The 20,930-nt window shown below is 61.3% G+C and carries 17 protein-coding genes and 4 tRNA genes; 5 read left to right on the top strand and 16 right to left on the bottom strand.

All coding sequences use genetic code 11. The features are described 5' to 3' along the window. Positions 1-47: 47 nt before the first annotated feature. From leuB to leuC, 3 genes are read right to left on the bottom strand one after another with little or no spacing between them, the layout of a single operon-like run. Positions 48-1,130 carry a 3-isopropylmalate dehydrogenase gene (gene leuB, locus RHP75_RS07600; protein ID WP_311091202.1) on the bottom strand — a complete coding sequence of 361 codons (1,083 nt, stop codon included), beginning with the start codon at positions 1,128-1,130 and terminating at the stop codon, positions 48-50. A 50-nt stretch (positions 1,131-1,180) separates the two neighbouring features. Then, positions 1,181-1,828 carry a 3-isopropylmalate dehydratase small subunit gene (gene leuD, locus RHP75_RS07595; RefSeq protein ID WP_311091201.1) on the bottom strand — a complete coding sequence of 216 codons (648 nt, stop codon included), beginning with the start codon at positions 1,826-1,828 and terminating at the stop codon, positions 1,181-1,183. A gap of 10 nt (positions 1,829-1,838) precedes the next feature. Beyond that, positions 1,839-3,266, bottom strand: coding sequence for a 3-isopropylmalate dehydratase large subunit (leuC, locus tag RHP75_RS07590; protein ID WP_311091200.1), 1,428 nt, complete (start codon positions 3,264-3,266; stop codon positions 1,839-1,841). Positions 3,267-3,448: 182 nt separating this feature from the next. Between leuC and RHP75_RS07585 the strand changes: the two genes are divergently transcribed. Both RHP75_RS07585 and RHP75_RS07580 read left to right on the top strand, forming a co-directional pair. Continuing rightward, positions 3,449-4,342, top strand: coding sequence for a LysR family transcriptional regulator (locus RHP75_RS07585; RefSeq protein ID WP_311091199.1), 894 nt, complete (start codon positions 3,449-3,451; stop codon positions 4,340-4,342). 103 nt (positions 4,343-4,445) lie between these two features. Further along, a complete protein-coding gene (locus RHP75_RS07580; RefSeq protein ID WP_311091198.1) occupies positions 4,446-7,745 on the top strand; it encodes a PAS domain S-box protein in 3,300 nt (1,099 codons plus the stop codon). A gap of 48 nt (positions 7,746-7,793) precedes the next feature. On the opposite strand, the gene RHP75_RS07575 is transcribed toward RHP75_RS07580, so the two are convergent. After that, complete coding sequence (locus RHP75_RS07575; protein ID WP_257778627.1) at positions 7,794-8,237, bottom strand: Hsp20 family protein; 444 nt, start codon at positions 8,235-8,237, stop codon at positions 7,794-7,796. 130 nt (positions 8,238-8,367) lie between these two features. On the opposite strand from RHP75_RS07575, the gene RHP75_RS07570 reads away from it, so the two are divergent. Then, the gene (locus RHP75_RS07570) at positions 8,368-9,114 is read left to right on the top strand and encodes an SDR family oxidoreductase (protein ID WP_311091197.1); all 747 of its coding nucleotides are present in this window, start codon (positions 8,368-8,370) and stop codon (positions 9,112-9,114) included. A gap of 173 nt (positions 9,115-9,287) precedes the next feature. Here RHP75_RS07570 and RHP75_RS07565 read toward each other — a convergent pair whose 3' ends face one another. The 5 genes from RHP75_RS07565 to RHP75_RS07545 all read right to left on the bottom strand — a co-directional run bounded on the left by RHP75_RS07565 (position 9,288) and on the right by RHP75_RS07545 (position 14,108). After that, positions 9,288-10,268, bottom strand: a complete 981-nt coding sequence (locus RHP75_RS07565; RefSeq protein WP_311091196.1) for a tRNA-dihydrouridine synthase — start codon at positions 10,266-10,268, stop codon at positions 9,288-9,290. Between the two features lie 115 nt (positions 10,269-10,383). Then, positions 10,384-10,833, bottom strand: a complete 450-nt coding sequence (locus RHP75_RS07560; protein ID WP_108489074.1) for a thioesterase family protein — start codon at positions 10,831-10,833, stop codon at positions 10,384-10,386. Further along, on the bottom strand, positions 10,830-11,480 hold the full coding sequence (locus RHP75_RS07555) for a bifunctional 4-hydroxy-2-oxoglutarate aldolase/2-dehydro-3-deoxy-phosphogluconate aldolase (protein ID WP_269382738.1): 651 nt from the start codon (positions 11,478-11,480) through the stop codon (positions 10,830-10,832). Before RHP75_RS07555 ends, RHP75_RS07560 begins: the two co-directional genes overlap by 4 nt. A gap of 36 nt (positions 11,481-11,516) precedes the next feature. Continuing rightward, positions 11,517-13,325 carry a phosphogluconate dehydratase gene (gene edd, locus RHP75_RS07550; protein WP_311091885.1) on the bottom strand — a complete coding sequence of 603 codons (1,809 nt, stop codon included), beginning with the start codon at positions 13,323-13,325 and terminating at the stop codon, positions 11,517-11,519. A gap of 102 nt (positions 13,326-13,427) precedes the next feature. After that, positions 13,428-14,108 (bottom strand): 6-phosphogluconolactonase, encoded by a 681-nt coding sequence (locus tag RHP75_RS07545; protein WP_311091195.1) that lies wholly within the window; start codon positions 14,106-14,108, stop codon positions 13,428-13,430. 100 nt (positions 14,109-14,208) lie between these two features. Between RHP75_RS07545 and RHP75_RS07540 the strand changes: the two genes are divergently transcribed. Further along, on the top strand, positions 14,209-16,065 hold the full coding sequence (locus RHP75_RS07540; protein ID WP_311091884.1) for a diguanylate cyclase: 1,857 nt from the start codon (positions 14,209-14,211) through the stop codon (positions 16,063-16,065). Here the strand turns inward: RHP75_RS07540 and RHP75_RS07535 are convergent. The 7 genes from RHP75_RS07535 to gltX all read right to left on the bottom strand — a co-directional run bounded on the left by RHP75_RS07535 (position 16,035) and on the right by gltX (position 19,769). Further along, positions 16,035-16,874, bottom strand: coding sequence for an alpha/beta fold hydrolase (locus RHP75_RS07535; RefSeq protein WP_311091194.1), 840 nt, complete (start codon positions 16,872-16,874; stop codon positions 16,035-16,037). The genes RHP75_RS07540 and RHP75_RS07535 overlap by 31 nt on opposite strands. 10 nt (positions 16,875-16,884) lie before the next feature. Continuing rightward, the gene (locus tag RHP75_RS07530) at positions 16,885-17,424 is read right to left on the bottom strand and encodes a TetR/AcrR family transcriptional regulator (RefSeq protein ID WP_311091193.1); all 540 of its coding nucleotides are present in this window, start codon (positions 17,422-17,424) and stop codon (positions 16,885-16,887) included. A gap of 239 nt (positions 17,425-17,663) precedes the next feature. After that, positions 17,664-17,739: transfer RNA gene (locus RHP75_RS07525), tRNA-Glu, on the bottom strand. 60 nt (positions 17,740-17,799) lie between these two features. Next, positions 17,800-17,875 (bottom strand) — tRNA-Ala (locus RHP75_RS07520). 51 nt (positions 17,876-17,926) lie between these two features. Continuing rightward, positions 17,927-18,002 (bottom strand) — tRNA-Glu (locus RHP75_RS07515). Positions 18,003-18,065: 63 nt separating this feature from the next. Continuing rightward, positions 18,066-18,141: transfer RNA gene (locus tag RHP75_RS07510), tRNA-Ala, on the bottom strand. Positions 18,142-18,287: 146 nt separating this feature from the next. Further along, on the bottom strand, positions 18,288-19,769 hold the full coding sequence (gene gltX, locus RHP75_RS07505) for a glutamate--tRNA ligase (protein ID WP_311091192.1): 1,482 nt from the start codon (positions 19,767-19,769) through the stop codon (positions 18,288-18,290). A gap of 245 nt (positions 19,770-20,014) precedes the next feature. Here gltX and RHP75_RS07500 point away from each other — a divergent pair, with 245 nt between their 5' ends. After that, positions 20,015-20,911, top strand: a complete 897-nt coding sequence (locus RHP75_RS07500) for an EamA family transporter (protein WP_311091191.1) — start codon at positions 20,015-20,017, stop codon at positions 20,909-20,911. Positions 20,912-20,930 lie beyond the last annotated feature (19 nt).

Below are 20,930 nucleotides of genomic sequence, written 5' to 3'. Positions count from 1 at the left end.
ACACCTATATAAGCTGACCGTCGGAGATATCCGACGGGCCAGGAAGATTACAGACTACGCAGCGCTTCGACTACCGCATCACCCATTGCCGCAGTGCCGACCTTGGTCGTACCCGCGCTGTAGATATCGCCGGTACGCAGGCCCTGATCCAGCACCTTGCTTACAGCCAACTCAATGGCATCGGCTGCAGCCGTCTGATTGAAGCTGTAACGCAGCATCATCGACACCGAGAGAATGGTCGCCAACGGGTTGGCAATACCCTGCCCGGCAATATCCGGCGCGCTGCCGTGGCACGGCTCGTACATGCCCTTGTTATTGGCATCCAGCGACGCCGACGGCAGCATGCCGATGGAGCCGGTGAGCATCGAAGCTTCATCCGAGAGGATGTCGCCGAACATGTTGTCGGTCACCATCACGTCGAACTGCTTCGGCGCGCGCACCAGCTGCATCGCGGCGTTGTCGACGTACATGTGGCTCAGTTCAACGTCCGGGTAGTCCTTGGCCACTTCCTCGACCACGGCGCGCCACAGCTGGCTGGAGGCCAGTACGTTGGCTTTATCAACCGAGCAGAGTTTCTTGCCACGCACGCGGGCCATGTCGAAGCCAACACGGGCGATACGACGAATTTCACTCTCGCTGTACGGCAGGGTGTCGTAAGCCATGCGCTCGCCGTTTTCCAGCACCTTGCTCTCACGCGGCTGACCGAAATAGATGCCGCCGGTCAGCTCACGCACGATGAGGATATCCAGGCCAGCGACGATTTCGCGCTTGAGACTGGAGGCATCGGCCAGTTGCGGGTAGAGAATCGCCGGACGCAAGTTGCCAAACAGCCCCAGCTGCGAGCGGATTTTCAGCAGGCCACGCTCAGGGCGAATCGCCGGGTCGATGGCGTCCCATTTCGGGCCACCGACAGCACCGAGCAGAATGGCATCGGCAGCTTTGGCGCGAGCCAGAGTTTCGTCAGCCAGCGGCACGCCATAACGGTCGATGGCCGCGCCACCGAGGTCATCGAAGCTCAGTTCGAAACCCAGGTTGTACTTGTCGTTGGCCAGCTCCAGCACCTTGACCGCTTCGGCCATGATTTCCGGGCCGATACCGTCGCCGGGGAGAATCAGAATCTGTTTGGACATGCTTTTCTCAACTCATTAATCGGCGAGTGACGGATGCACTCGCCCGCTGATTACTTGATGGCGCCGAACAGCCAGGGGCTGCGCTGCTGGTAAGTGTTCTCGAAGGCCTTGATCGCATCGCTGTCCTGCAGGGTCAGGCCGATATCGTCCAGGCCATTGAGCAGGCAATGCTTGCGGAAGGCATCGACCTCGAAGCTGTACTGCACGCCATCCGGACGGGTCACGGTTTGCGCGACCAGGTCGACAGTCAGCTGATAACCGACAGTGGCTTCGGCCTGCTGGAAAAGCGCATCGACCTCGTCTTCTTTGAGGATGATCGGCAGCAGGCCGTTCTTGAAGCTGTTGTTGAAGAAGATATCGGCAAAGCTCGGCGCAATAATGGTGCGGAAACCGTACTCTTCCAGCGCCCAAGGCGCGTGTTCGCGGCTCGAACCACAACCAAAGTTCTCCCGCGCCAGCAGCACGCTGGCGCCCTGATAGCGCGGGAAGTTCAGCACGAAGTCCTGATTCACCGGGCGCTTGGAGTTGTCCTGATTCGGCTGGCCGACATCGTGGTAGCGCCACTCATCGAACAGGTTCGGGCCGAAGCCGGTGCGCTTGATCGACTTCAAGAACTGCTTGGGGATGATCTGGTCGGTGTCGACGTTGGCGCGATCGAGCGGTGCAACCAGGCCGGTGTGTTGGGTAAAGGCTTTCATCGTCAGCTCCTTAGGCCTGGATCAATTCGCGTACATCGATAAAACGACCGGTCACCGCAGCGGCGGCGGCCATCGCCGGGCTGACCAGGTGAGTACGCCCACCGGCGCCCTGCCGGCCTTCGAAGTTGCGGTTGGAGGTGGACGCGCAATGCTCGCCACTGCCCAGCTTGTCCGGGTTCATCGCCAGGCACATGGAGCAGCCGGGCTCGCGCCACTCAAAGCCGGCCTCGATAAAGATGTGGTGCAAACCTTCCTGTTCCGCCTGGGCTTTGACCAGACCGGAACCTGGCACCACCATCGCCTGCTTGATGGTGCTGGCGACCTTACGACCCTTGGCCACTTCAGCAGCGGCGCGCAGGTCTTCGATGCGCGAGTTGGTGCAGGAGCCGATAAATACACGATCTAACTGGATATCGGTGATCGCTTGGTTAGCGGTCAGCCCCATGTATTTAAGGGCGCGGATGATCGAGTCCTTCTTCACCGGATCGTTTTCAGCAGCCGGGTCCGGCACGTTCTGATCCACAGCCAGAACCATTTCCGGCGAAGTACCCCAGCTGACTTGCGGCTTGATGTCTTCAGCTTTCAGTTCGACCACTGTGTCGAACACTGCATCGGCATCGGAAACCAGGTCCTGCCACTGCTCCACAGCCTTGTCCCAATCACTGCCCTTGGGCGCGAACGGGCGTCCTTCGACGTAGGCGATGGTTTTCTCGTCGACCGCCACCAGACCTACGCGGGCACCGGCTTCGATGGACATGTTGCAGATGGTCATGCGCCCTTCCAGGGACAGATCGCGAATCGCGCTGCCAGCGAATTCCAGTGCATGGCCGTTGCCGCCAGCGGTGCCGATCTTGCCGATCACGGCCAGTACGATGTCTTTAGCAGTCACGCCGAACGGCAGCTTGCCTTCGACCAGCACCTGCATATTTTTCATCTTCTTGGCCACCAGGCACTGGGTGGCGAGCACGTGCTCGACCTCAGAGGTGCCGATGCCATGGGCCAGCGCGCCGAATGCACCGTGGGTCGAAGTGTGCGAGTCGCCGCAGACCACGGTCATGCCCGGCAAGGTCGCGCCCTGCTCTGGGCCAACCACGTGAACAATTCCCTGACGGATGTCGTTCATCTTGAATTCGAGGATGCCGAAGTCATCGCAGTTCTCATCCAGGGTTTGCACCTGAATCCGCGACACTTCATCGGCAATGGCTTCCAGGCCGCCCTGACGCTCGGCTTTGGTGGTCGGCACGTTGTGATCCGGAGTGGCGATGTTGGCGTCGATGCGCCACGGTTTGCGCCCGGCCAGACGCAAGCCCTCAAAGGCCTGGGGCGAGGTCACTTCGTGGAGGATATGCCGGTCGATGTAGATCAGCGACGAGCCATCGTCGCGGCGCTTCACTTCGTGCATTTCCCAGAGCTTGTCGTACAGCGTTTTGCCGGCCATCAGCTTTCCCTCATCAACCTGTTTCTATGCCTGGGCAAATAGCCCTTTGGCTTATGGGGTAATCCTATGGGCTTGCATTAAATTACTCAAATTCATATTTTTCATTCAAAGCATTCCCTGATGGAATACAAGCACGCTTAAGTTACGCACACTGCACGCCACCAACCGTCAGGAGCAGCCCTATGGATCTCGCCACCCTCAATGCCTTTATCGCCATCGCCGAGCTGGGCAGCTTCTCCGAGGCAGCTGAACGCCTGCACCTGACCCAGCCAGCGGTCAGCAAACGCATCGCCAGCCTGGAGCAACAGCTCAATGTGCGCCTGTTCGACCGCCTGGGCCGCGAAGTCAGCCTGACCGAGGCCGGCCGCGCCCTGCTGCCGCGGGCCTACCAGATACTCAATGTGCTCGATGATACGCGCCGCGCATTGACCAACCTGAATGGCGAGATCAGCGGTCGCCTGACCCTGGCCACCAGCCACCACATTGGTCTGCACCGCTTGCCACCGCTGCTGCGCGCCTTTACCCGCGCGCACCCTCAGGTGGCGCTGGATATCCAGTTTCTCGACTCCGAGGTGGCTTATGAAGAAGTGCTGCATGGCCGCGCTGAGCTAGCGGTAATCACCCTGGCCCCGGAAACCCGCGAGCCGGTGCATGCCGTGGCCGTGTGGGACGACCCGCTGGATTTCGTTGCCGCTCCCGAGCACCCGCTGGCACGCAGCCAAGTCATCAGCCTGGCCGATGTGGCGCATCACCCTGCAGTCTTTCCCGGCGGCAACACCTTTACTCACCACATCGTGCGGCGCCTGTTCGAGGCCCAGGGCCTCATGCCGAATATCGCCATGAGCACCAACTACCTGGAGACCATCAAGATGATGGTTTCCATCGGCCTGGCCTGGAGCGTCCTACCGCGCACCATGCTCGATGATCAGGTCGCGCGCCTGCCATTACCGGGCATCCAGCTGACCCGTCAGCTGGGCTATATCAGCCACACTGAGCGCACCCTTTCCAACGCTGCGCGGGCCTTTATGAACCTGCTGGATGCCCAGCGTGATGGCCTTGCAATGGCCAGCGACTAAGGGCTAACGTGGGCTTATAACGATAAGAAAGGTTTCTGCATGACTCAGCCCCGTTGCTCAGCCAGCGACCAGGAAACCCACGCATACAAAGGAAGAGTTGGTCGTGGCTAAATCCAGTGATCGCCGTCCGCCACTGCCGTTTATCCCGGCTCTGGATCCTGCCGAATTCGAAAGCACCTGGAACGATGCCCCGCGCCTATTGCGCGCCCTCAACGGCGCCAAACTGGGCACCTGGTATTGGGACATCGAAAGTGGCCGCGTCAGCTGGTCACGCGGCGCCCAGGCGCTGTTCGGCCTCGACCCCAAGCTGCCGCTGCAAAAGCGCATCGACTATATCGAGCTGATTCCCGAGGAAGACCGCCCAGATATTCTGCGCCTGTTTGAACAACTGCTGGCCGGCAACCCAAGTAACCGCGCTTTTCGCCACCGCATTCGCTGGCCGGACGGCAGCCTGCACTGGCTGGAAATCAGCGGCAGCCTGCAGCTGGATGCCGACGGCAAACAGCGTGTTATTGGCGTCATCCGCGACATAACCAGCCAGCAAGCCCGCGAACAGGCGCTGCGCAGCAGTGAGGAAAAGTTCGCCCAGGCCTTCAACTACAGCCCCGATGCAGTGGTCATCACCGAGAAATCCACCGGGCGCTTTATCGAGATAAACGCGGGCTTCGAGCGACAATTTGGCTGGACCAGCGAACAAACCCTGGGCCGCACCTCGCTGGAAATGGGTATCTGGGCCTGCCTCAAAGATCGCCAACGGATGATGGATGCGATCAAAAGCAACACCCTCAACGGCCTGGAAGTACCGCTCTACCATCGCGACGGCAGCATTCGCAGGAACCTGCTGTTTGGCGGCGAAATACTTTTGGGCGGCACCCCCTGCCTGGTTCTGTCGCTGCGTGATATCACCCAGCAACGCCAGCAGGAGCACGCCCTGCACGACAGTCAGGAGCGCCTGAACCTGGCTCTGGACTCGGCCGACCTCGGCACCTGGGACTGGCACATTCCCAGCAACATGCTGTTCGGCTCAGCCCGCGCCTCAAAACTGCACGGCCTGGCGGACGAGCCTTTCCATGACGATTTTCGCAAGTTCTTCAGCTTTGTCCCGCTGGAAGACCGCCACGCCATGCGCAAGCACTTCAACAACCTGGCGCAGGGCCTGACCGAGGATTACCAGGTCACCTACCGCGCGGTGTACGCCAACCAGGAAGTGCATTATCTGGAAAGCACCGCCAAGCTCTACCGCGACACCGACGGTAAACCCGAGCGCATGGCCGGCATTCTTATCGACATCACTGAGCGGGTGCGCCGCGAACAGAGCCTGGCCGCCTCAGAGGAGAAATTTGCCAGTTTATTCCAGGCCAGCCCCGACCCCGTCGCCCTGACCACCCTGCCGGACGGTGTGGCCACGGAAATCAACACGAGCTTCAGCCAGACCTTCGGCTGGCAACCCGAGGAAATCATCGGCCGGCGGATGACTGAGCTGAATTTCTGGGCGGACCTCGAGGTGCGGGCCGCGCTGTACGAAAAGCTCGAACGCGACCACAGCCTGCATAACGAAGTGGCGGACTACCTCGACAAACAGGGCCGAGTGATCACCTGCGTAGTTTCCTCCAGGCCCATGCTGCTGAATAACCAGCGCTGCATCCTCACCACCTTCCGCGACATCAGCGAACGGCAGAAAGCCCAGGCCGAGCTGCAGGCCAGCCAGGAAAAGTTCGCCCTGGCGTTCCACTCCAGCCCCGACGCCATCACCATTACCGAACGCGACAGCGGTCGCTATATCGAAGTCAACGAAGGCTTCGGCCGCCTAACCGGCTACAGCCCTGACGAGGTGATCGGCCGTAGCGCCATGGAGCTCAATGTCTGGGCTGATATGGCTGAGCGTGACGCGATGATCCAGCGGCTGCAGCGCGACGGTCATGTCTACCACATGGAAATGCATGGCAAGCACCGCGACGGCACGGTCAAGCTGGTCGAGGTGTCGGTTGAACCCATCGAACTCAACGACACGCCCTGCCTACTGCTCACCGCCCGCGATATCAGCGAGCTCAAGGAAGCCCAGGCCCAGGTGCAGCATCTGGCCTACCACGACTCGCTGACCAACCTGCCCAACCGCGCCCTGTTGCTTGACCGCCTGACGCAGCAGATATCCCTGCTCAAACGCCATGAACTGCGCGGCGCTCTGCTGTTTATCGACCTCGACCACTTCAAACACATCAATGACTCACTTGGCCACCCGGTCGGTGATGCGGTGCTCAAGCTGGTCACCGCACGCCTGGAAGCCAGCGTGCGCCAGGAAGACACCGTGGCGCGCCTGGGCGGTGACGAGTTTGTCGTGCTGATTTCCGGCCTGGAAGGCAAACGCTCGAAAGTGGTCCAGCAGGTCCGCGCCCTGGCGGAAAAGCTGCGTCACCTGCTCGCCGAACCCATGCTGCTCGACGGCCATCAACTGCAAGTCACTCCGAGCATCGGTATTGCCCTGATTCCCGATCATGGCGACACCCCTTCGGATCTGCTCAAACGCGCTGATATCGCCCTCTACCGGGCCAAGGACTCCGGGCGCAACTGCATCCAACTGTTCCGCAACACCATGCAGAAAGCCGCTAGCGAACGCCTGCGCCTGGAAAACGACCTGCGCCTGGCGCTCGCCCGGGGCGAGTTCGAGCTGCACTTTCAGCCCCAGGTGGATGCGCGCAACAACCAGATCATTGGCACCGAAGCCCTGCTGCGCTGGATGCATCCGACACTGGGCGCGCAATCACCGGCGCTGTTTATCCATGTGCTCGAAGAAAGCGGACTGATTCTCGAAGTCGGTGGCTGGGTGCTCGCCGAAGCTTGCCACGCCTGCGCCCAGCTGCTTGAGCAGGGCATGATCAACGCTACGCAATTCAGCCTGTGCGTGAATATCAGCCCACGGCAGTTCCGCCAGAATGATTTTGTCGAGCTGGTGGAAACCAGCCTGGCCAGCAGCCACCTGCCGCCGCACATGCTCAAGCTGGAGATCACCGAAGGCATCGTGATCCAGAACATCGACGACACCATCGCCAAGATGAATCGCCTCAAGCGCCACGGCGTAACCTTCGCCATGGACGACTTCGGCACCGGCTACAGTTCGCTGACCTACCTCAAACGCCTGCCGGTGGATGTACTGAAGATCGACCAGTCGTTCGTGCGCGACGCCACTCTGGACGCCAACGATGCGGAAATCATCCGCGCCATCGTCGCCATGGCGCGCAGCCTGGGCTTGGGCATGATTGCCGAAGGCGTCGAACAGATCGACCAGTTGGAGTTTCTCCAGCAACAGGGCTGTCATCACTACCAGGGCTACCTGTTCAGCCGGCCGGTGCCACTGCAGCAGTTCCGCCAGTTGCTACACGACAACCGCATACCGGCGCCTCTGTAAAACAACAAGGGCACCCGCAGGTGCCCTTGTAGATCACACGCAGCGCACTTAGCTCTGCAGCACGCGGCCCGCACCAATCGGGATTCGCTTGGCCTTGGCCTCTTCCGGCACGATGCGCACCAGGTCGATATTCAGCAAGCCGTTGACCAGGCTGGCGGACTTGACTTCGATATGGTCGGCCAAGCGGAACGACAGCTTGAAGGCACGCTGGGCGATGCCCTGGTACAGGTAAGTGACGTTCTCGGCGCTGGTATCACGTTTGCCACCAGTGACGGTCAGTACGCCGCGCTCGACCTGCAACTCAAGGTCGTCTTCCTGGAAGCCCGCCGCCGCGACTACGATGCGGTATTGGTCGTCGGCATATTTCTCGACGTTGTAGGGTGGGTAGCTGCTACCCGACTCATTGCGCATGGCCGACTCGAACAGGTCATTGAAACGGTCGAAGCCAACGGACTGACGGAACAGTGGGGTCATGGAAAATGCAGTGCTCATGATGTAAATCTCCTGAAATTCAGCGAGTGGTTAATCGCGAGACCCGACTTCGGCATCCCGCATAACTAAAAATGTGGCTACTCAACCGGATTTCAAGCCTCTGCAAAATTTTCTTACAGGGAGCAATTCGATGAGCAAAGTCATGCTGATCACCGGTGCCAGCCGCGGTATTGGCGCCGCCACCGCCAGGCTGGCGGCAGCTCAAGGCTATGCACTGTGCCTGAACTATCAGCGGCAACAGGCAGCGGCGCAGGCGCTGGTTGAAGAAATCACCCAGGCCGGCGGCCAGGCCATCGCCGTACAGGCCGATGTCGCCGACGAAGGCCAGGTGCTGCAACTGTTCGCTCGCCTCGACCAGCACTTTGGCCGTCTCGATGTGCTGGTCAACAATGCTGGCATTCTGGAAACCCAGATGCGTTTGCAGCAGATGGACCTGGCGCGCTGGCAGCGGGTGTTCGCCACCAACGTGTTCGGCAGCTTTCTATGCAGTCGTGAGGCAATCAAGCGGATGTCGCTCCGCCAAGGCGGTAACGGCGGCGCGATCGTCAATCTGTCTTCGGTGGCCGCGCGGCTCGGTGCACCTGGGGAATACATCGACTACGCCGCAGCCAAAGGTGCGATCGACAGCATGACCCTGGGTCTGGCCAAGGAAGTGGCGGCCGACGGCATTCGCGTCAATGCGGTACGTCCCGGGGTGATCGAAACCGAAATTCACGCCAGTGGTGGTGAGCCGGATCGGGTCGCGCGGGTCAGCCAGAGTGTGCCCATGGGCCGTGGCGGCCTGGCCAGTGAGGTGGCCGAAGCGATTCTCTGGCTGGTCAGCGAGCAGGCTTCATACACCAGTGGCGCGCTGCTGGATGTGAGCGGTGGGCGCTAGTCGGGCAATTGCATGGCCCAGGTGCCCGAAAAGCTCGCCGCTAAAGCGCCTCCCACAGGACAAGTCCGTGGTTAGGCCAGTAGATGTCTCTTACCCCTAGATAATGGGAGGGGAAGTGGGAGGGGCTTTAGCCGCGACCAGAGAGTCGCTTGGTGGGGATTGCCATGCCGCCGCTAGGCGCTCGCCTGCTCGACACACTCAGCCTCGGCAAACTCGATACCGAGCAGAGCATCGATACGCAGGCAGTCGCTTTCTCGACGCAGCAGATTGAACAGCTCGGTCGCTTCGGGGTAGCTGCGCGTCAGCATTGCCAACCACTGTTTGAGCCGACCCGGTGCGTAGCGTGGTGACATCTTGCGCCGCGCCTGCAGCCAGAAATCCGCCAGCAGCGGCTGCAACTCAGCCCAACTCATGGCCACCACCTCCTGCCCGGCCCTGGCAGCGGCAATCTGCCGGGCCAAATCCGGACGCGCCACCAGACCACGACCAAGCATGATGTCCTCCACCCCGCTGACCTCTCGACAACGCCGCCAGTCATCCAGGGTCCAGATCTCGCCATTGGCAAATACCGGCACTTTCACCGCGTCCTGCACCCGCGCCACCCACTCCCAGTGTGCCGGCGGCTTGTAGCCTTCAACCTTGGTCCGCGCGTGCACCACAATCTGCGCCGCGCCGCCCTCGGCCAGCGCCTCGGCACACTCCAGGGCATAGTCCTTGTGATCAAAACCCAGGCGCATTTTCGCCGTCACCGGAATCGCGGCCGGCACCGCACGACGCACCTCACGGACGATGGCATGCAGCAGCTCAGGCTCTTTGAGCAATACCGCGCCGCCACGGGACTTGTTCACCGTCTTGGCCGGGCAGCCGAAGTTGAGGTCGATCACGGGCGCGCCGAGGGTGCAGGCAAACGCCGCGTTGTCGGCCAGGCAGGCTGGATCGGAGCCGAGGAACTGCACACGCAGCGGCGTACCGGCAGCCGTTTGCGCGTCGCTGAACAGTTCCGGGGCGAGCTTCTGGTAAGTGCTGACGGGCAATACCCGTTCGGTGACCCGGATAAATTCCGTCACGCACCAATCGATGCCGCCCACCTGAGTGAGCACATCGCGAAGGATTTCGTCGACCAACCCCTCCATCGGGGCCAGGGCGATTTGCATAGGCAGTCTCTTGAAAATGCGGTGCTGCGCTTCGGCTAAAAGTCGCAGGTAGAAAAACGCCGCGTAGTGTACGCGGCGTGAGGGTGAAACGCTCAGGCATTAGCCCAACGGCGCATCACAGCTCCATGGGAAAAGGCGGCTGCAAGGCGGCGCCATAACCCTCAACAAACTCTGGCGGCATACGCTTGGGCTTACCGCTGGACAGCTCGATACAGACAAAGGTGGTTTTCGCCCGCAGCAGGGTCACGCCGTCTTCCGGGCGAATCAGCTGGAAGCGCCGGTCCATCTTCAGGCGCTGATCGGACTCGACAATCCAGGTGGCCATCTGCAACTGCTGGTCTTCATAAGCGCTGGCCAGGTAGTCGATCTCATGGCGCAGCACTGCCATAGCGCGATCAAGGCGGCGGTACTCGGCCAGATCCAACCCAAGAAACTGCGAATGGCGCCAGGCGCAGCGCTCCAGCCAGCTGACGTAGACCGCGTTGTTGGCATGACCGAGGCCGTCGATGTCCTCGGCTGTCACCTGAATATCGATGACAAAGGGATTGCTCAGTTCCCAACTCATGCTGGCTGCTCCAGGCTACCGGCCAGGGCGCGTGCCTCGGCCGCCAGTTGGGTGATCTGATCCCAGGCGCGGGCGCGCACCAGATTGCTTGGCGCAATCCAGGTGCCACCCACGCAGGCCACGTTGGGCAGGCGCAGAAAGCTCAGCAGGTTATCCGGGGTCACCCCACCGGTTGGGCAGAAACGAATGCCGGTGAACGGCCCCTTGAAGCTCTTGAGCATCTTGATGCTGGTCGCACCGTTGGCCGGGAACAGCTTCAGCGAACGATAGCCATACTCCAGCGCCAGCAGCACTTCCGAGGGCGTCATCACCCCCGGCAAATACGGCAGACCGGAATCTTCCGCCGCCGCCGCCAGGCGTTCGGTGCAACCCGGGCTAACGGCAAATTGTGCCCCTGCGTCGCGGGCTTCGCTGAACTGCTCGGCATGAATCAGGGTGCCAGCGCCCACCAGCAGGTCCGGCAATTCCTTGCGCATCGCCGCCAGAGCATCCAGCGCACCCGGGGTGCGCAGGGTGACTTCCAGCACGCGAATGCCGCCGGCGTGCAGCGCACGGGCCAGATCCAGCGCCAGGCTGATATCGTCGATCACCAACACCGGCAATACCGGGCGGGCCTGTTGCAGCACCACATCCATCGTCAGGCTCATGCCTTGCTCCCCGCTCTCAAGATTCAATCATCGCGTTCAGTCTTCAAACAGGCTGCTGGCGCCCTGCTCGGCCGAGCCGACCAGGCGGCGCTGGGCGGCGAACATTTCCAGACCATAGCCCAATTCCAGCTCGGCACTGGCAGACGCCAATGGCCGTACGGCCAGTTGCTGCTCGCTCAGCTCTACCTGCAGCAACCCGTTTTGCGCATCCAGCACCAACCAGTCGCCATCCTGTAACCGCGCCAAGGGGCCGCCGGCAGCGGCTTCCGGGGTTACATGCAAGGCTGTGGAAACCTGCCCCGAAGCCCCGGACATTCGTCCGTCGGTAATCAACGCGACCCGCTGGCCGGCTTGCTGCAGGTTGGCCAGCAAGGGCATCAGTTTGTGCAGCTCGGGCATGCCATTGGCTTGTGGGCCTTGGAAGCGCACCACCAGCACCAGGTCACCTTGCAGCTCGCCGGCGCTGTAGGCAGCCTGCACGGCCGCTTCCGAATCGAAGATGCGCGCCTGGGCGCGGATGCGCCAGAACGCCGGATCCACCGCCGAGGTTTTCAGGATGGCGCGCCCCAGGTTGCCGGTCAGCAGCACCAACCCACCCTCTTCTGCAAAAGGCTCAGCAACATGCCGGACAATATCCGGCGCCGGGCTCTGCGCAGGCAGCTCGCGCCAGGCCAGGCGCAAGCCTTCCAGCCAGGGCTCGCGGGTGTAAGCACGCAAGCCATGCCCGGCAGCGGTCGCGACATCATCATGCAACAGGCCGGCGCCGAGCAGCTCACGCAGCAACCAGGCCGGCCCACCGGCGGCCTGAAACTGATTCACGTCCGCCGCGCCATTCGGATACACCCGCGCCAACAGCGGCACCACCTTGGACAACGCGGCGAAATCATCCCAGCTCAGTTCAAAACCCGCCGCCCGAGCAATGGCCGGCAGGTGCAGGGTGTGGTTGGTCGAGCCGCCGCTGGCAAGCAAAGCCACCACCGCATTAATCAGCGCCCGTGCATCAATCTGCTGACCAACCGGCAAATAGCGCTCACCCTGGCGACTGTTATGCGCCACCAGGCGCGCTGCCTCATCAGTCATGGCATCGCGCAGCGGTGTATAGGGGTGAATAAAGGCGCTGCCCGGCACGTGCAGGCCCATGGCCTCCATCAGCAGCTGATTGGTATTGGCCGTGCCGTAGAAGGTGCAGGTGCCGGCCTGGTGATAAGCAGCCAACTCGGCGGCGAGCAGCTCATCACGGCTGGCTTCGCCACGGGCGTAGCGCTGGCGGACGGCGGCTTTTTCCTTGTTCGGCAGGCCCGATTGCATGGGCCCGGCGGGTACAAACACCGCCGGCAGATGGCCGAAATGCAGCGCGCCGATCAGCAGGCCGGGGACGATCTTGTCGCACACCCCCAAATACAGCGCGCCGTCAAAAATGCCGTGGGTCAAACCGATGGCAGCGGCCTGGGCAATCAGGTCGCGGGAGAACAGCGACAGTTGCATGCCAGCCTCACCCTGGGTAATGCCATCGCACATGGCCGGCACCCCAGCCGCGAACTGCGAGGTCGCGCCGGCCTTGGCCAGAGCCACTTTCAGGCGTTCGGGATACTCCCTGAGCGGCGCGTGGGCCGAGAGCAGATCGTTATAGCTGGAAATGATCGCCACATGTGGCGAGCCGCCCTGCTTGATGATCAGCCGCGCATCCTCAGGCTGTGCCGCCAGGGCATGAGCCAGATTGGAGCAGCCCAGCGCCTGATGCGCGGTGCGCGCGGCCGCCTGTGCCAGGCGTTGCAGATAGCGTTCGCGGCGTTTGGCCGAGCGCTGCTCCAGCGCGGCGGTAACCTGCTCAACAACCGGATGCAACATGACGGGGTCCTTTCTCGGCGAGGTACTGGCTTGCAGTGTAACGGCTTAGCCGCTGCTGTAACGCAACAGAGCCTTTATGCAGCAGACCGCAACATGCTCTCAGGGTGCCCAGTAGATATGCACCGGCAACGGACTGCGTTGCAGCCAAGCGTACAGGGGCAACTCTCGGGCAAGGGACTGATCGGCCAACACAGCATCAATCAACCCGCGTTTACGCTCGCCAAACGCCAGCAAGCCGAGCCACTGCCCACGCTGCAGCATCGCCAGGTTCAGCGACAACCGCTCACGCGGCTCTTGTGGCGCCAGGGCGGGCAAGGCTGCAGGTTTGGCTTGCGGATCCAGCGCCCCTGCTAAGCCAGGCATACCGGGAAACAGCGAGGCAATATGGCCGTCTTCACCCATGCCCAACAGCACTGCACTAAACGGCGACCACTGCGCCAACTGCTCGCCCCAGTTCGATGCTGATTGTTCCAGTGTCGCGCCCTGGCGCGGATCCAGGCAATTAGCCTGCGGCAAGCCCTGATGCAACAACTGCCAGTTACTCTCAGCCGCCTGCGCCGGCACCCAGCGCTCATCACTGGGGCTAAGGTCTATGCACTGAATGTCCAGCTGCTGCGCCAGCAAGGGCAACAAAGCCTGCGGACTACTGCCGCCGGGCAGTATCAAACCGGCACGGGGCTGCTGCACCAACGTAGCCTGAATTTGCGCCAACAGGTCATCAGCCAGCGCGTGCAGGCAAGCATCGCGCTCAGCATGGCAACACAGCAAGTTTTGGCTCATAAGCAACCCCGGCTAAGCTATCGGTATGTCATAAGGCCGCGCAATAATGCACCTTTGTCGTGTCCGCCAACATCCTTGCCATGGAATGCCTCTTTTGATTGTGTTGCTGCGCGTACTCCTACTGCTGTTGCTGCCGACACTGGTACAGGCCTCCAGCCTGCCTCTGCTGGCCAGCGACACGCCGCTGTTACCGGGCCCGGCCATGCATGTCTGGGCTGATCCAGAAGGCCTAGCGGACATTCACAGCGTTCGCCAGCTGCCTGAATCGGCCTGGCAACCGGTGGCACGCCGCGACGCCAGTTTCGGCTACAGCACACACGCCTACTGGCTGCGTTTCAGCCTGCACAATCCGGCCGATAACACCATCAACTGGGTACTGTTGATCGGTAATCCGCTGCTCGACACCCTAGACGCCTATGGCCTGGACGACGGCCGGGTATATCAGGCGGGCGATCAGCGGCCGTTTCACCAACGCTGGGTCAATCACCGCCAACTGGTGTTGCCATTCAGCCTGGCTGCCGGGGAAGAACGTGAGCTGATCTTGCGCATGCAGACCGACGGCTCGGCCAACCTCAGTGCCAGCCTGATGAGCGCACACGCATTCAACCAGCACGAACAACTTATGCTGCTGTTACAGGGCCTGTTCTTCGGTGCCCTGCTGGTGATGATGATCTACAACCTGTCGATCTTCATCATCACCCGCGACCGCAACTACCTGTGGTACAGCCTGTTTGTCGCCAGTTTCAGCCTCTACCAGTTCATTCAGCTGGGTTTTGCCCTGCAGTGGTTCTGGCCCGAGTCATTAACCTGGCAGCAGATGAGCTTTCCGTTCAGCTCGGCGCTGGCGACCCTGTTCGGCGTGCTGTTCACCTATGGCGTGCTCGACCTCAAGGACCAACACCGGGCCTACAGCTGGATCAGTTACGGTCTGGTCGGCAGCAGCCTATTGGTGATGGCGCTGGCGCTGGCCGCGCCCTACCTTGTGGCGTTGATCGGCAGTTTTGTCCTGCTGCTGGCCTGCGCGATTTTCGGCTGCATCTTCACCGTGCTGCGCTGGCGCGACGGCTACCCGCCGGCCAAGCTCTTCGCCCTCGGCTGGTCAGCCCTGATTATTGCCAGCCTGTTCAGCGTGCTCAGCGGCACCGGCCTGATCGCCAATTCGCTACTGACCCTGCACGCCCAGCAGATCGGCAGCCTGCTTGAGTTGGTAATTTTCTCGATTGCCCTCGGCTCACGCATTCGCCTGGCGCAACACGCCCAGCAACTGACCCAAGAACAGCTATACGCCAACGAGCACCAACTGCGTATGGAGCAGGCCAAAAGCTTGGATCTGCAGCGACAGATCAACGAAGGCCTGGAAGCGCGCGTGGAAGAGCGCACTGCGTCCCTGCAGCAGGCTCTGCAGGAGCTTTCTACCGCCAATCGCCAGTTAGCCGAACTCAGCCGCCGCGACAGCCTGACCGGGTTATTTAACCGCCAGGTACTCAACGAAGAACTGGAGCGCATGCTCGCCCAGGCCAAACGCAGCCAGCAACCAATCGCCATGCTGATGATGGACCTGGATCATTTCAAGAAGGTCAACGACCAGCACGGTCACCTGGTCGGCGACGCCTGCCTGCAACACGCGGCCCTGCGCATGCAACAGCGCATGCGCAGTAATGATCTACTGGTACGTTTTGGCGGCGAAGAGTTTGCTGCCGTGCTCTGCGACACTGATCAGTCCGGCGCAATGGACCTGGCCGAACAGCTGCGTGCAGACCTGGCCAGTCACCCCTGCATGCACCAGGGCCTGAGTATCAACCTGAGTCTGAGCATCGGCGTGTACACGCTGATTCCGGATGCCGGCAGCGACCGCGAACAGTTGCTGCGCCGCGCCGACCAGGCGCTGTATCAAGCCAAGGCTGCTGGGCGCAACAGGGTTGTTGGTTACGAGGCCAGCGCCTTGGACGATGTCTGACTCAACGACTCCAGCAGCTCCAGCACCGCCTGCACTACACGTGGGTCAGCCAACACCCGCTGGTGTCCGCCGTTTTCCAAACGTAGCAAGCGGCTGTCGAACCAGCTCTGGTGAATCGCCTCCGCCTCGCTGAACGGTACCATCGGATCATCCGCGGCATGCACGACCAATCCAGGGAAATCCAATTGGTAGTGCGCGCTATCAAGCTGGCCGGCGGGTATCCCGGCTTTTTCTTCGACCAGGCGGACAAAGTGCGCGCGGGCCTGACGTGGCAAACCCATGTAGCGTGAGAAGCGCCGTAGCATGGTCAGAATACGACTGGGCGCGGCAATGCTGACCAACGCCTCAGTGCGCAAGCCCAGCTGGGTGGCCAGCAAGGCGCTGGCACCCCCCATGGAATGGCCAATCACAGCCTTCAGCGGCGGCAGCTCGCTGGCAGCCTCCAGCAAGGCACGAGCAAACAGCACCACATTGGCTTCACGCCCAGGCGAACGGCCATGAGCCGGAGCATCCAGCGCCACCACACCGTAACCGGCATTGACCAGGGCCTTGATAAGCTCAGCGAATTGCGTCGGGCGCCCTTCCCAGCCATGCATCAACAACACGGCCGGCCCACTGCCCCAGCGCAGCGCTGACAGACCGAAGCGCAGCGTGATGCGCTCGGCCTGCGCCAGCAGCGGCAATTCCCAGTCCCGTGGCGGCAGGGTATGTGGAGTCATAAACTCCCGGCGCAGCTTGCTGGCCAGTGCATGCGGCGCCAGCAGACCAATCGATGCGTTGAAACCACGAACCCAGCTCATGCTATTCATTGCCATATCCTCAAACGATTGCCGATTTAGCGGCACGCAAGACTCGATCAGACAACTCACTGGGGCCTAGCGCGCGTGCCAGCGCCAGGCCTCCAACCATCAAGACGATATCGGCCAGAGCCTGATCAGCCTCCTCAGGACTGCCCGCCAGCAGCGCCGTCATCAGCTCGATATGTTCAGCCAGCACGCCGCGAAAACCATCCGACATACGCACCAGCTCACCTATCGAACTGGGCAGCGGACACCCTTGTTCACTGGCATCACGGTGCTTGCGTGACAGATAGAAGGCCGCCAGCAGCACCCGCCGCTCGTGAGCAGTCAGGGCTGGATCAAGCAGCGCTAAGCGTTCCCGCCGCTGACAGAGCATCTGCTGGAACACCTCCAGCATCAGCGCATCCTTGCTCTCGAAATGCGCGTAGAAGCCTCCGACCGTCAGGCCCGCAGCGCCCATCACCTCAGCCACACCAGGCTCAGTCGGACCGCGCTGTAGCAACGCCGCACTGGCAGCTGCCAGGATGCGCCCGCGGGTTTGCGCCTTCTTATCGCCCATGCTCGCCCCTTAAAATTACAACCATAATATTATTGGCGAAATATAATTAAGCAAGCCTGCGCGGCAACCGCTGATCGGCTGGAGGGACAATCTTCAGGAGGTAGAAAAATTGCCGGGAGCGATTTTTAACGTTGCGTAGCAACGACCCGAAGGGTGGCTGCCAGGGATGGTAGGCCATAAAAACAAAAGGGCCATTCAATAAAGAATGACCCTTCAAAATCCCGCAAAGCGGGCAAAAATGGCGTCCCCTAGGGGACTCGAACCCCTGTTACCGCCGTGAAAGGGCGGTGTCCTAGGCCACTAGACGAAGGGGACGAAACCTTCGAAAAACAAGGCCAGCTTTACGCTGGCCCCGTGGCAGTTCTACTGCAAAATTGGTGGAGATAAACGGGATCGAACCGTTGACCTCTTGCATGCCATGCAAGCGCTCTCCCAGCTGAGCTATACCCCCAGATTTATCGCCTCTCGGCTCACAGCCCAAATCGGCACTGCTTTTTGAAACTGGCGTCCCCTAGGGGACTCGAACCCCTGTTACCGCCGTGAAAGGGCGGTGTCCTAGGCCACTAGACGAAGGGGACGTAACCCTTCTACAACCAACCAGCTACGAGAGCTGATTGTGGCAAGCCTTGCGGCTTTGAAGATGGTGGAGCTAAACGGGATCGAACCGTTGACCTCTTGCATGCCATGCAAGCGCTCTCCCAGCTGAGCTATAGCCCCATCTCAAGGACGGGGCGCATGTTAAGAGCACGCCCCACACCTGTCAACAAAATTTTTACCTGCACCAGCATTCTTTATGCTGACAGAACAACCACTTACCCTATCCCGGCGCGTCAAAACGACGGCCGGACGGGGCATTCAGCTGCTTAGGCAATCGCCGCCAGCAGCTTCTCCCACTCTTTGTTCTCTTTCTTCGACACACCACCGAGCAGCTCGATGGCCTGACGCAGACGGAAGCGAGTCAGGTCCGGGCCAAGGATTTCCATGGCATCAAGCACGGACACCGAGCTGGCTTGGCCGGTTACCGCGGCAAACATCAGCGGCATGGCATCGCGCAGTTTCAGCTCAAGGTGCTCGACCACCGCCTGGATGCAGCCGGTGATCTTGTCTTTTTCCCACTGGCGCAGCGCTTCAAGCTTCCACAGGATCAGCTGCATCAGCTGACGCACCTGCTCGGCCGAGAGTTTCTTGTGCTCGAAAAGCTTGGCATCTAGAGCCAGTGCGCCAGCAAAGAAGAAGCTGGCCAATGGCGCGATCTGACTAAAGGTTTCCACCCTGCCCTGCACATGCGGTGCAATCTGCATCAAATAGTTGCTGTTGAACGCCCACTTCTGCGCGCCAGCGGCGAATTCTTCGACGCTCAGCTCGCGCATCCACTGGCCATTGAGCCAGGACAGTTTCTCCAAGTCGAAGATCGGCCCACCGAGAGAAACCCGGTTGATGTCGAAGTGCTCGACCATCTCGTCGAGGCTGAACTTCTCGCGCTCGTCCGGCATCGACCAGCCCATGCGGCCGAGGTAGTTGAGCATCGCCTGCGGCAGAAAGCCCATGCGCTCGTAGAAGGTGATTGAGGTCGGGTTCTTGCGCTTGGACAGCTTGCTCTTGTCCGGGTTACGCAGCAGCGGCATGTAGCACAGCTGCGGCTTGTCCCAGCCGAAGTACTCATACAGCAGGATCAGTTTGGGCGCCGATGGCAGCCATTCTTCGCCGCGCAACACGTGGGTAATACCCATCAGATGGTCGTCGACCACGTTGGCCAGGAAGTAGGTCGGCAGGCCATCGGTCTTCATCAGCACCTGCATGTCCATGCGATCCCAGGGGATCTCTACTTCGCCACGCAGCATATCCGGCACCACGCACACGCCTTCGGTCGGCACTTTCATACGTACTACGTTCGGCTCGCCGGCAGCCAGGCGCTGCTGTACTTCAGCGGTGGGCAGGTGCATGCAGTGGCCGTCATAACGCGGCGTCTGCTTGGCTTCCATCTGTTCGGCGCGCAGCTTGTCCAGGCGTTCGGCACTGCAGAAGCAGTGGAAGGCATGGCCCTTCTCGACCAGTTCGGCACTGTACTTCTGGTAGATATGGCCGCGCTCACTCTGTCGATACGGCCCGTGTGGGCCGCCAACATCCGGCCCTTCGCTCCACTCGATACCCAACCAGCGCAGAGCGTCGTAGATCTGTTGTTCCGACTCGCGGGTCGAGCGCAACTGATCCGTGTCTTCGATACGCAGGATAAATTCGCCACCGTGCTGACGGGCAAAGCACAGGTTGAACAGGGCGATATAGGCGGTGCCTACGTGCGGATCACCAGTGGGCGACGGCGCGATACGGGTACGAACGGTGGTCATGGCGGCTCTCAGAGAATGTGCAACGGGCAATCTTTCAAGGCCGCGATATTAACAGGCTGGCCACCGCCGGCTCCAGCTAGCGCGGCTATTTCAGCTGCACCCGCGCCCACCAAGGGTTAACGCTTTGTCCTGTAGTGCGCAGCAGGCTGGACAACAACGCCAGCCCGCATAGACTGGCGGCCTCTACTGCGGGCCTTGCAGCTTTTTCAGCCACCCGCCCTGCCGACTCGCCAACTCAGATCACCATGCCCACACCATCACGCACCCGCAGCCTGCTGCTGATCGTCGCCTTTGCCACTATCTATATCGGCTGGGGTACCACCTACCTGGCCAACCACTTTCTCCTGCTGGAAGTGCCGCCGTTCGTTATCGGCAGCCTGCGCTTCTCGATTGCCGGTCTGCTGGCATTGGCCTGGGTGCTGTTCAGCGGGCAGCTACGCATGCAGCGCAGCGACTGGGGCGGCGTGCTGATTGGCAGCCTGGCGCTGATTGCCGTCGGCCAGGGCGCGCTGATTTACGCCAACCAATACCTGCCCACCGGCATGCTGGCGATGCTCTACACCACCCTGCCGCTGTGGAGCGTGGCGCTGGAATGGCTGCTCGGTGAGCGCCCGCCACTGTGGGTGATGTGCGGCCTGGCCCTGGCCTGTAGCGGCATCGTGCTGCTGATGAACAACGGCCTGGATCACAGCGCCTCTATCGAACAGTGGTTCGCCGGACTGTTGGTGGTGTTTGCCACCCTGCTCTGGGCCGGCGGAGCCTGGCTGATGCGCCAGCGCCCGCCGTTTCGCTCCAGCTGGCTGGGGCTGAGCCTGCAGATGCTGATCGGTGCACTGCTGCTGGCGCTGTTCGGCCTGTGGCACGGCGATTGGCAAACACTCGACCTGCGCGCCATAAGCAGCAATGCCTGGCTGTGGCTGGCGTATCTGATACTGCCGGTCAGCCTCGGCGTGTATCCGGCGTATTTCTGGCTGCTGCGCGAGGTGCGGCCGAGCCTGGTATCGACCTTCGCCTTCGTCAACCCGATAGTGGCGTTGTTGCTGGGCTACCTGCTGTTGGGCGAACGACTCAGCCTGATGGCGATGCTGGCCTGTGGCATCACCCTTGGTGGTGTAGTGCTGATTATCTTCGGCCGACGTTAATCGCAAGCCCCTCCCACAT

Origin of the sequence: Pseudomonas sp. SG20056, assembly GCF_031764535.1 — a bacterium.
Classification (GTDB): Bacteria; Pseudomonadota; Gammaproteobacteria; order Pseudomonadales; family Pseudomonadaceae; genus Aquipseudomonas.
This window is presented reverse-complemented; position numbering and strand designations above follow the sequence as displayed.

What these genes read in the sequence shown, in the direction of transcription:
- leuB (WP_311091202.1), bottom strand. Translation starts at nt 1,130, where the DNA reads ATGTCCAAACAGATTCTGATTCTCCCCGGCGACGGTATCGGCCCGGAA.
- leuD (WP_311091201.1), bottom strand. Translation starts at nt 1,828, where the DNA reads ATGAAAGCCTTTACCCAACACACCGGCCTGGTTGCACCGCTCGATCGC.
- leuC (WP_311091200.1), bottom strand. Translation starts at nt 3,266, where the DNA reads ATGGCCGGCAAAACGCTGTACGACAAGCTCTGGGAAATGCACGAAGTG.
- RHP75_RS07585 (WP_311091199.1), top strand. Translation starts at nt 3,449, where the DNA reads ATGGATCTCGCCACCCTCAATGCCTTTATCGCCATCGCCGAGCTGGGC.
- RHP75_RS07575 (WP_257778627.1), bottom strand. Translation starts at nt 8,237, where the DNA reads ATGAGCACTGCATTTTCCATGACCCCACTGTTCCGTCAGTCCGTTGGC.
- RHP75_RS07570 (WP_311091197.1), top strand. Translation starts at nt 8,368, where the DNA reads ATGAGCAAAGTCATGCTGATCACCGGTGCCAGCCGCGGTATTGGCGCC.
- RHP75_RS07565 (WP_311091196.1), bottom strand. Translation starts at nt 10,268, where the DNA reads ATGCAAATCGCCCTGGCCCCGATGGAGGGGTTGGTCGACGAAATCCTT.
- RHP75_RS07560 (WP_108489074.1), bottom strand. Translation starts at nt 10,833, where the DNA reads ATGAGTTGGGAACTGAGCAATCCCTTTGTCATCGATATTCAGGTGACA.
- RHP75_RS07555 (WP_269382738.1), bottom strand. Translation starts at nt 11,480, where the DNA reads ATGAGCCTGACGATGGATGTGGTGCTGCAACAGGCCCGCCCGGTATTG.
- RHP75_RS07545 (WP_311091195.1), bottom strand. Translation starts at nt 14,108, where the DNA reads ATGAGCCAAAACTTGCTGTGTTGCCATGCTGAGCGCGATGCTTGCCTG.
- RHP75_RS07535 (WP_311091194.1), bottom strand. Translation starts at nt 16,874, where the DNA reads ATGAATAGCATGAGCTGGGTTCGTGGTTTCAACGCATCGATTGGTCTG.
- RHP75_RS07530 (WP_311091193.1), bottom strand. Translation starts at nt 17,424, where the DNA reads ATGGGCGATAAGAAGGCGCAAACCCGCGGGCGCATCCTGGCAGCTGCC.
- gltX (WP_311091192.1), bottom strand. Translation starts at nt 19,769, where the DNA reads ATGACCACCGTTCGTACCCGTATCGCGCCGTCGCCCACTGGTGATCCG.
- RHP75_RS07500 (WP_311091191.1), top strand. Translation starts at nt 20,015, where the DNA reads ATGCCCACACCATCACGCACCCGCAGCCTGCTGCTGATCGTCGCCTTT.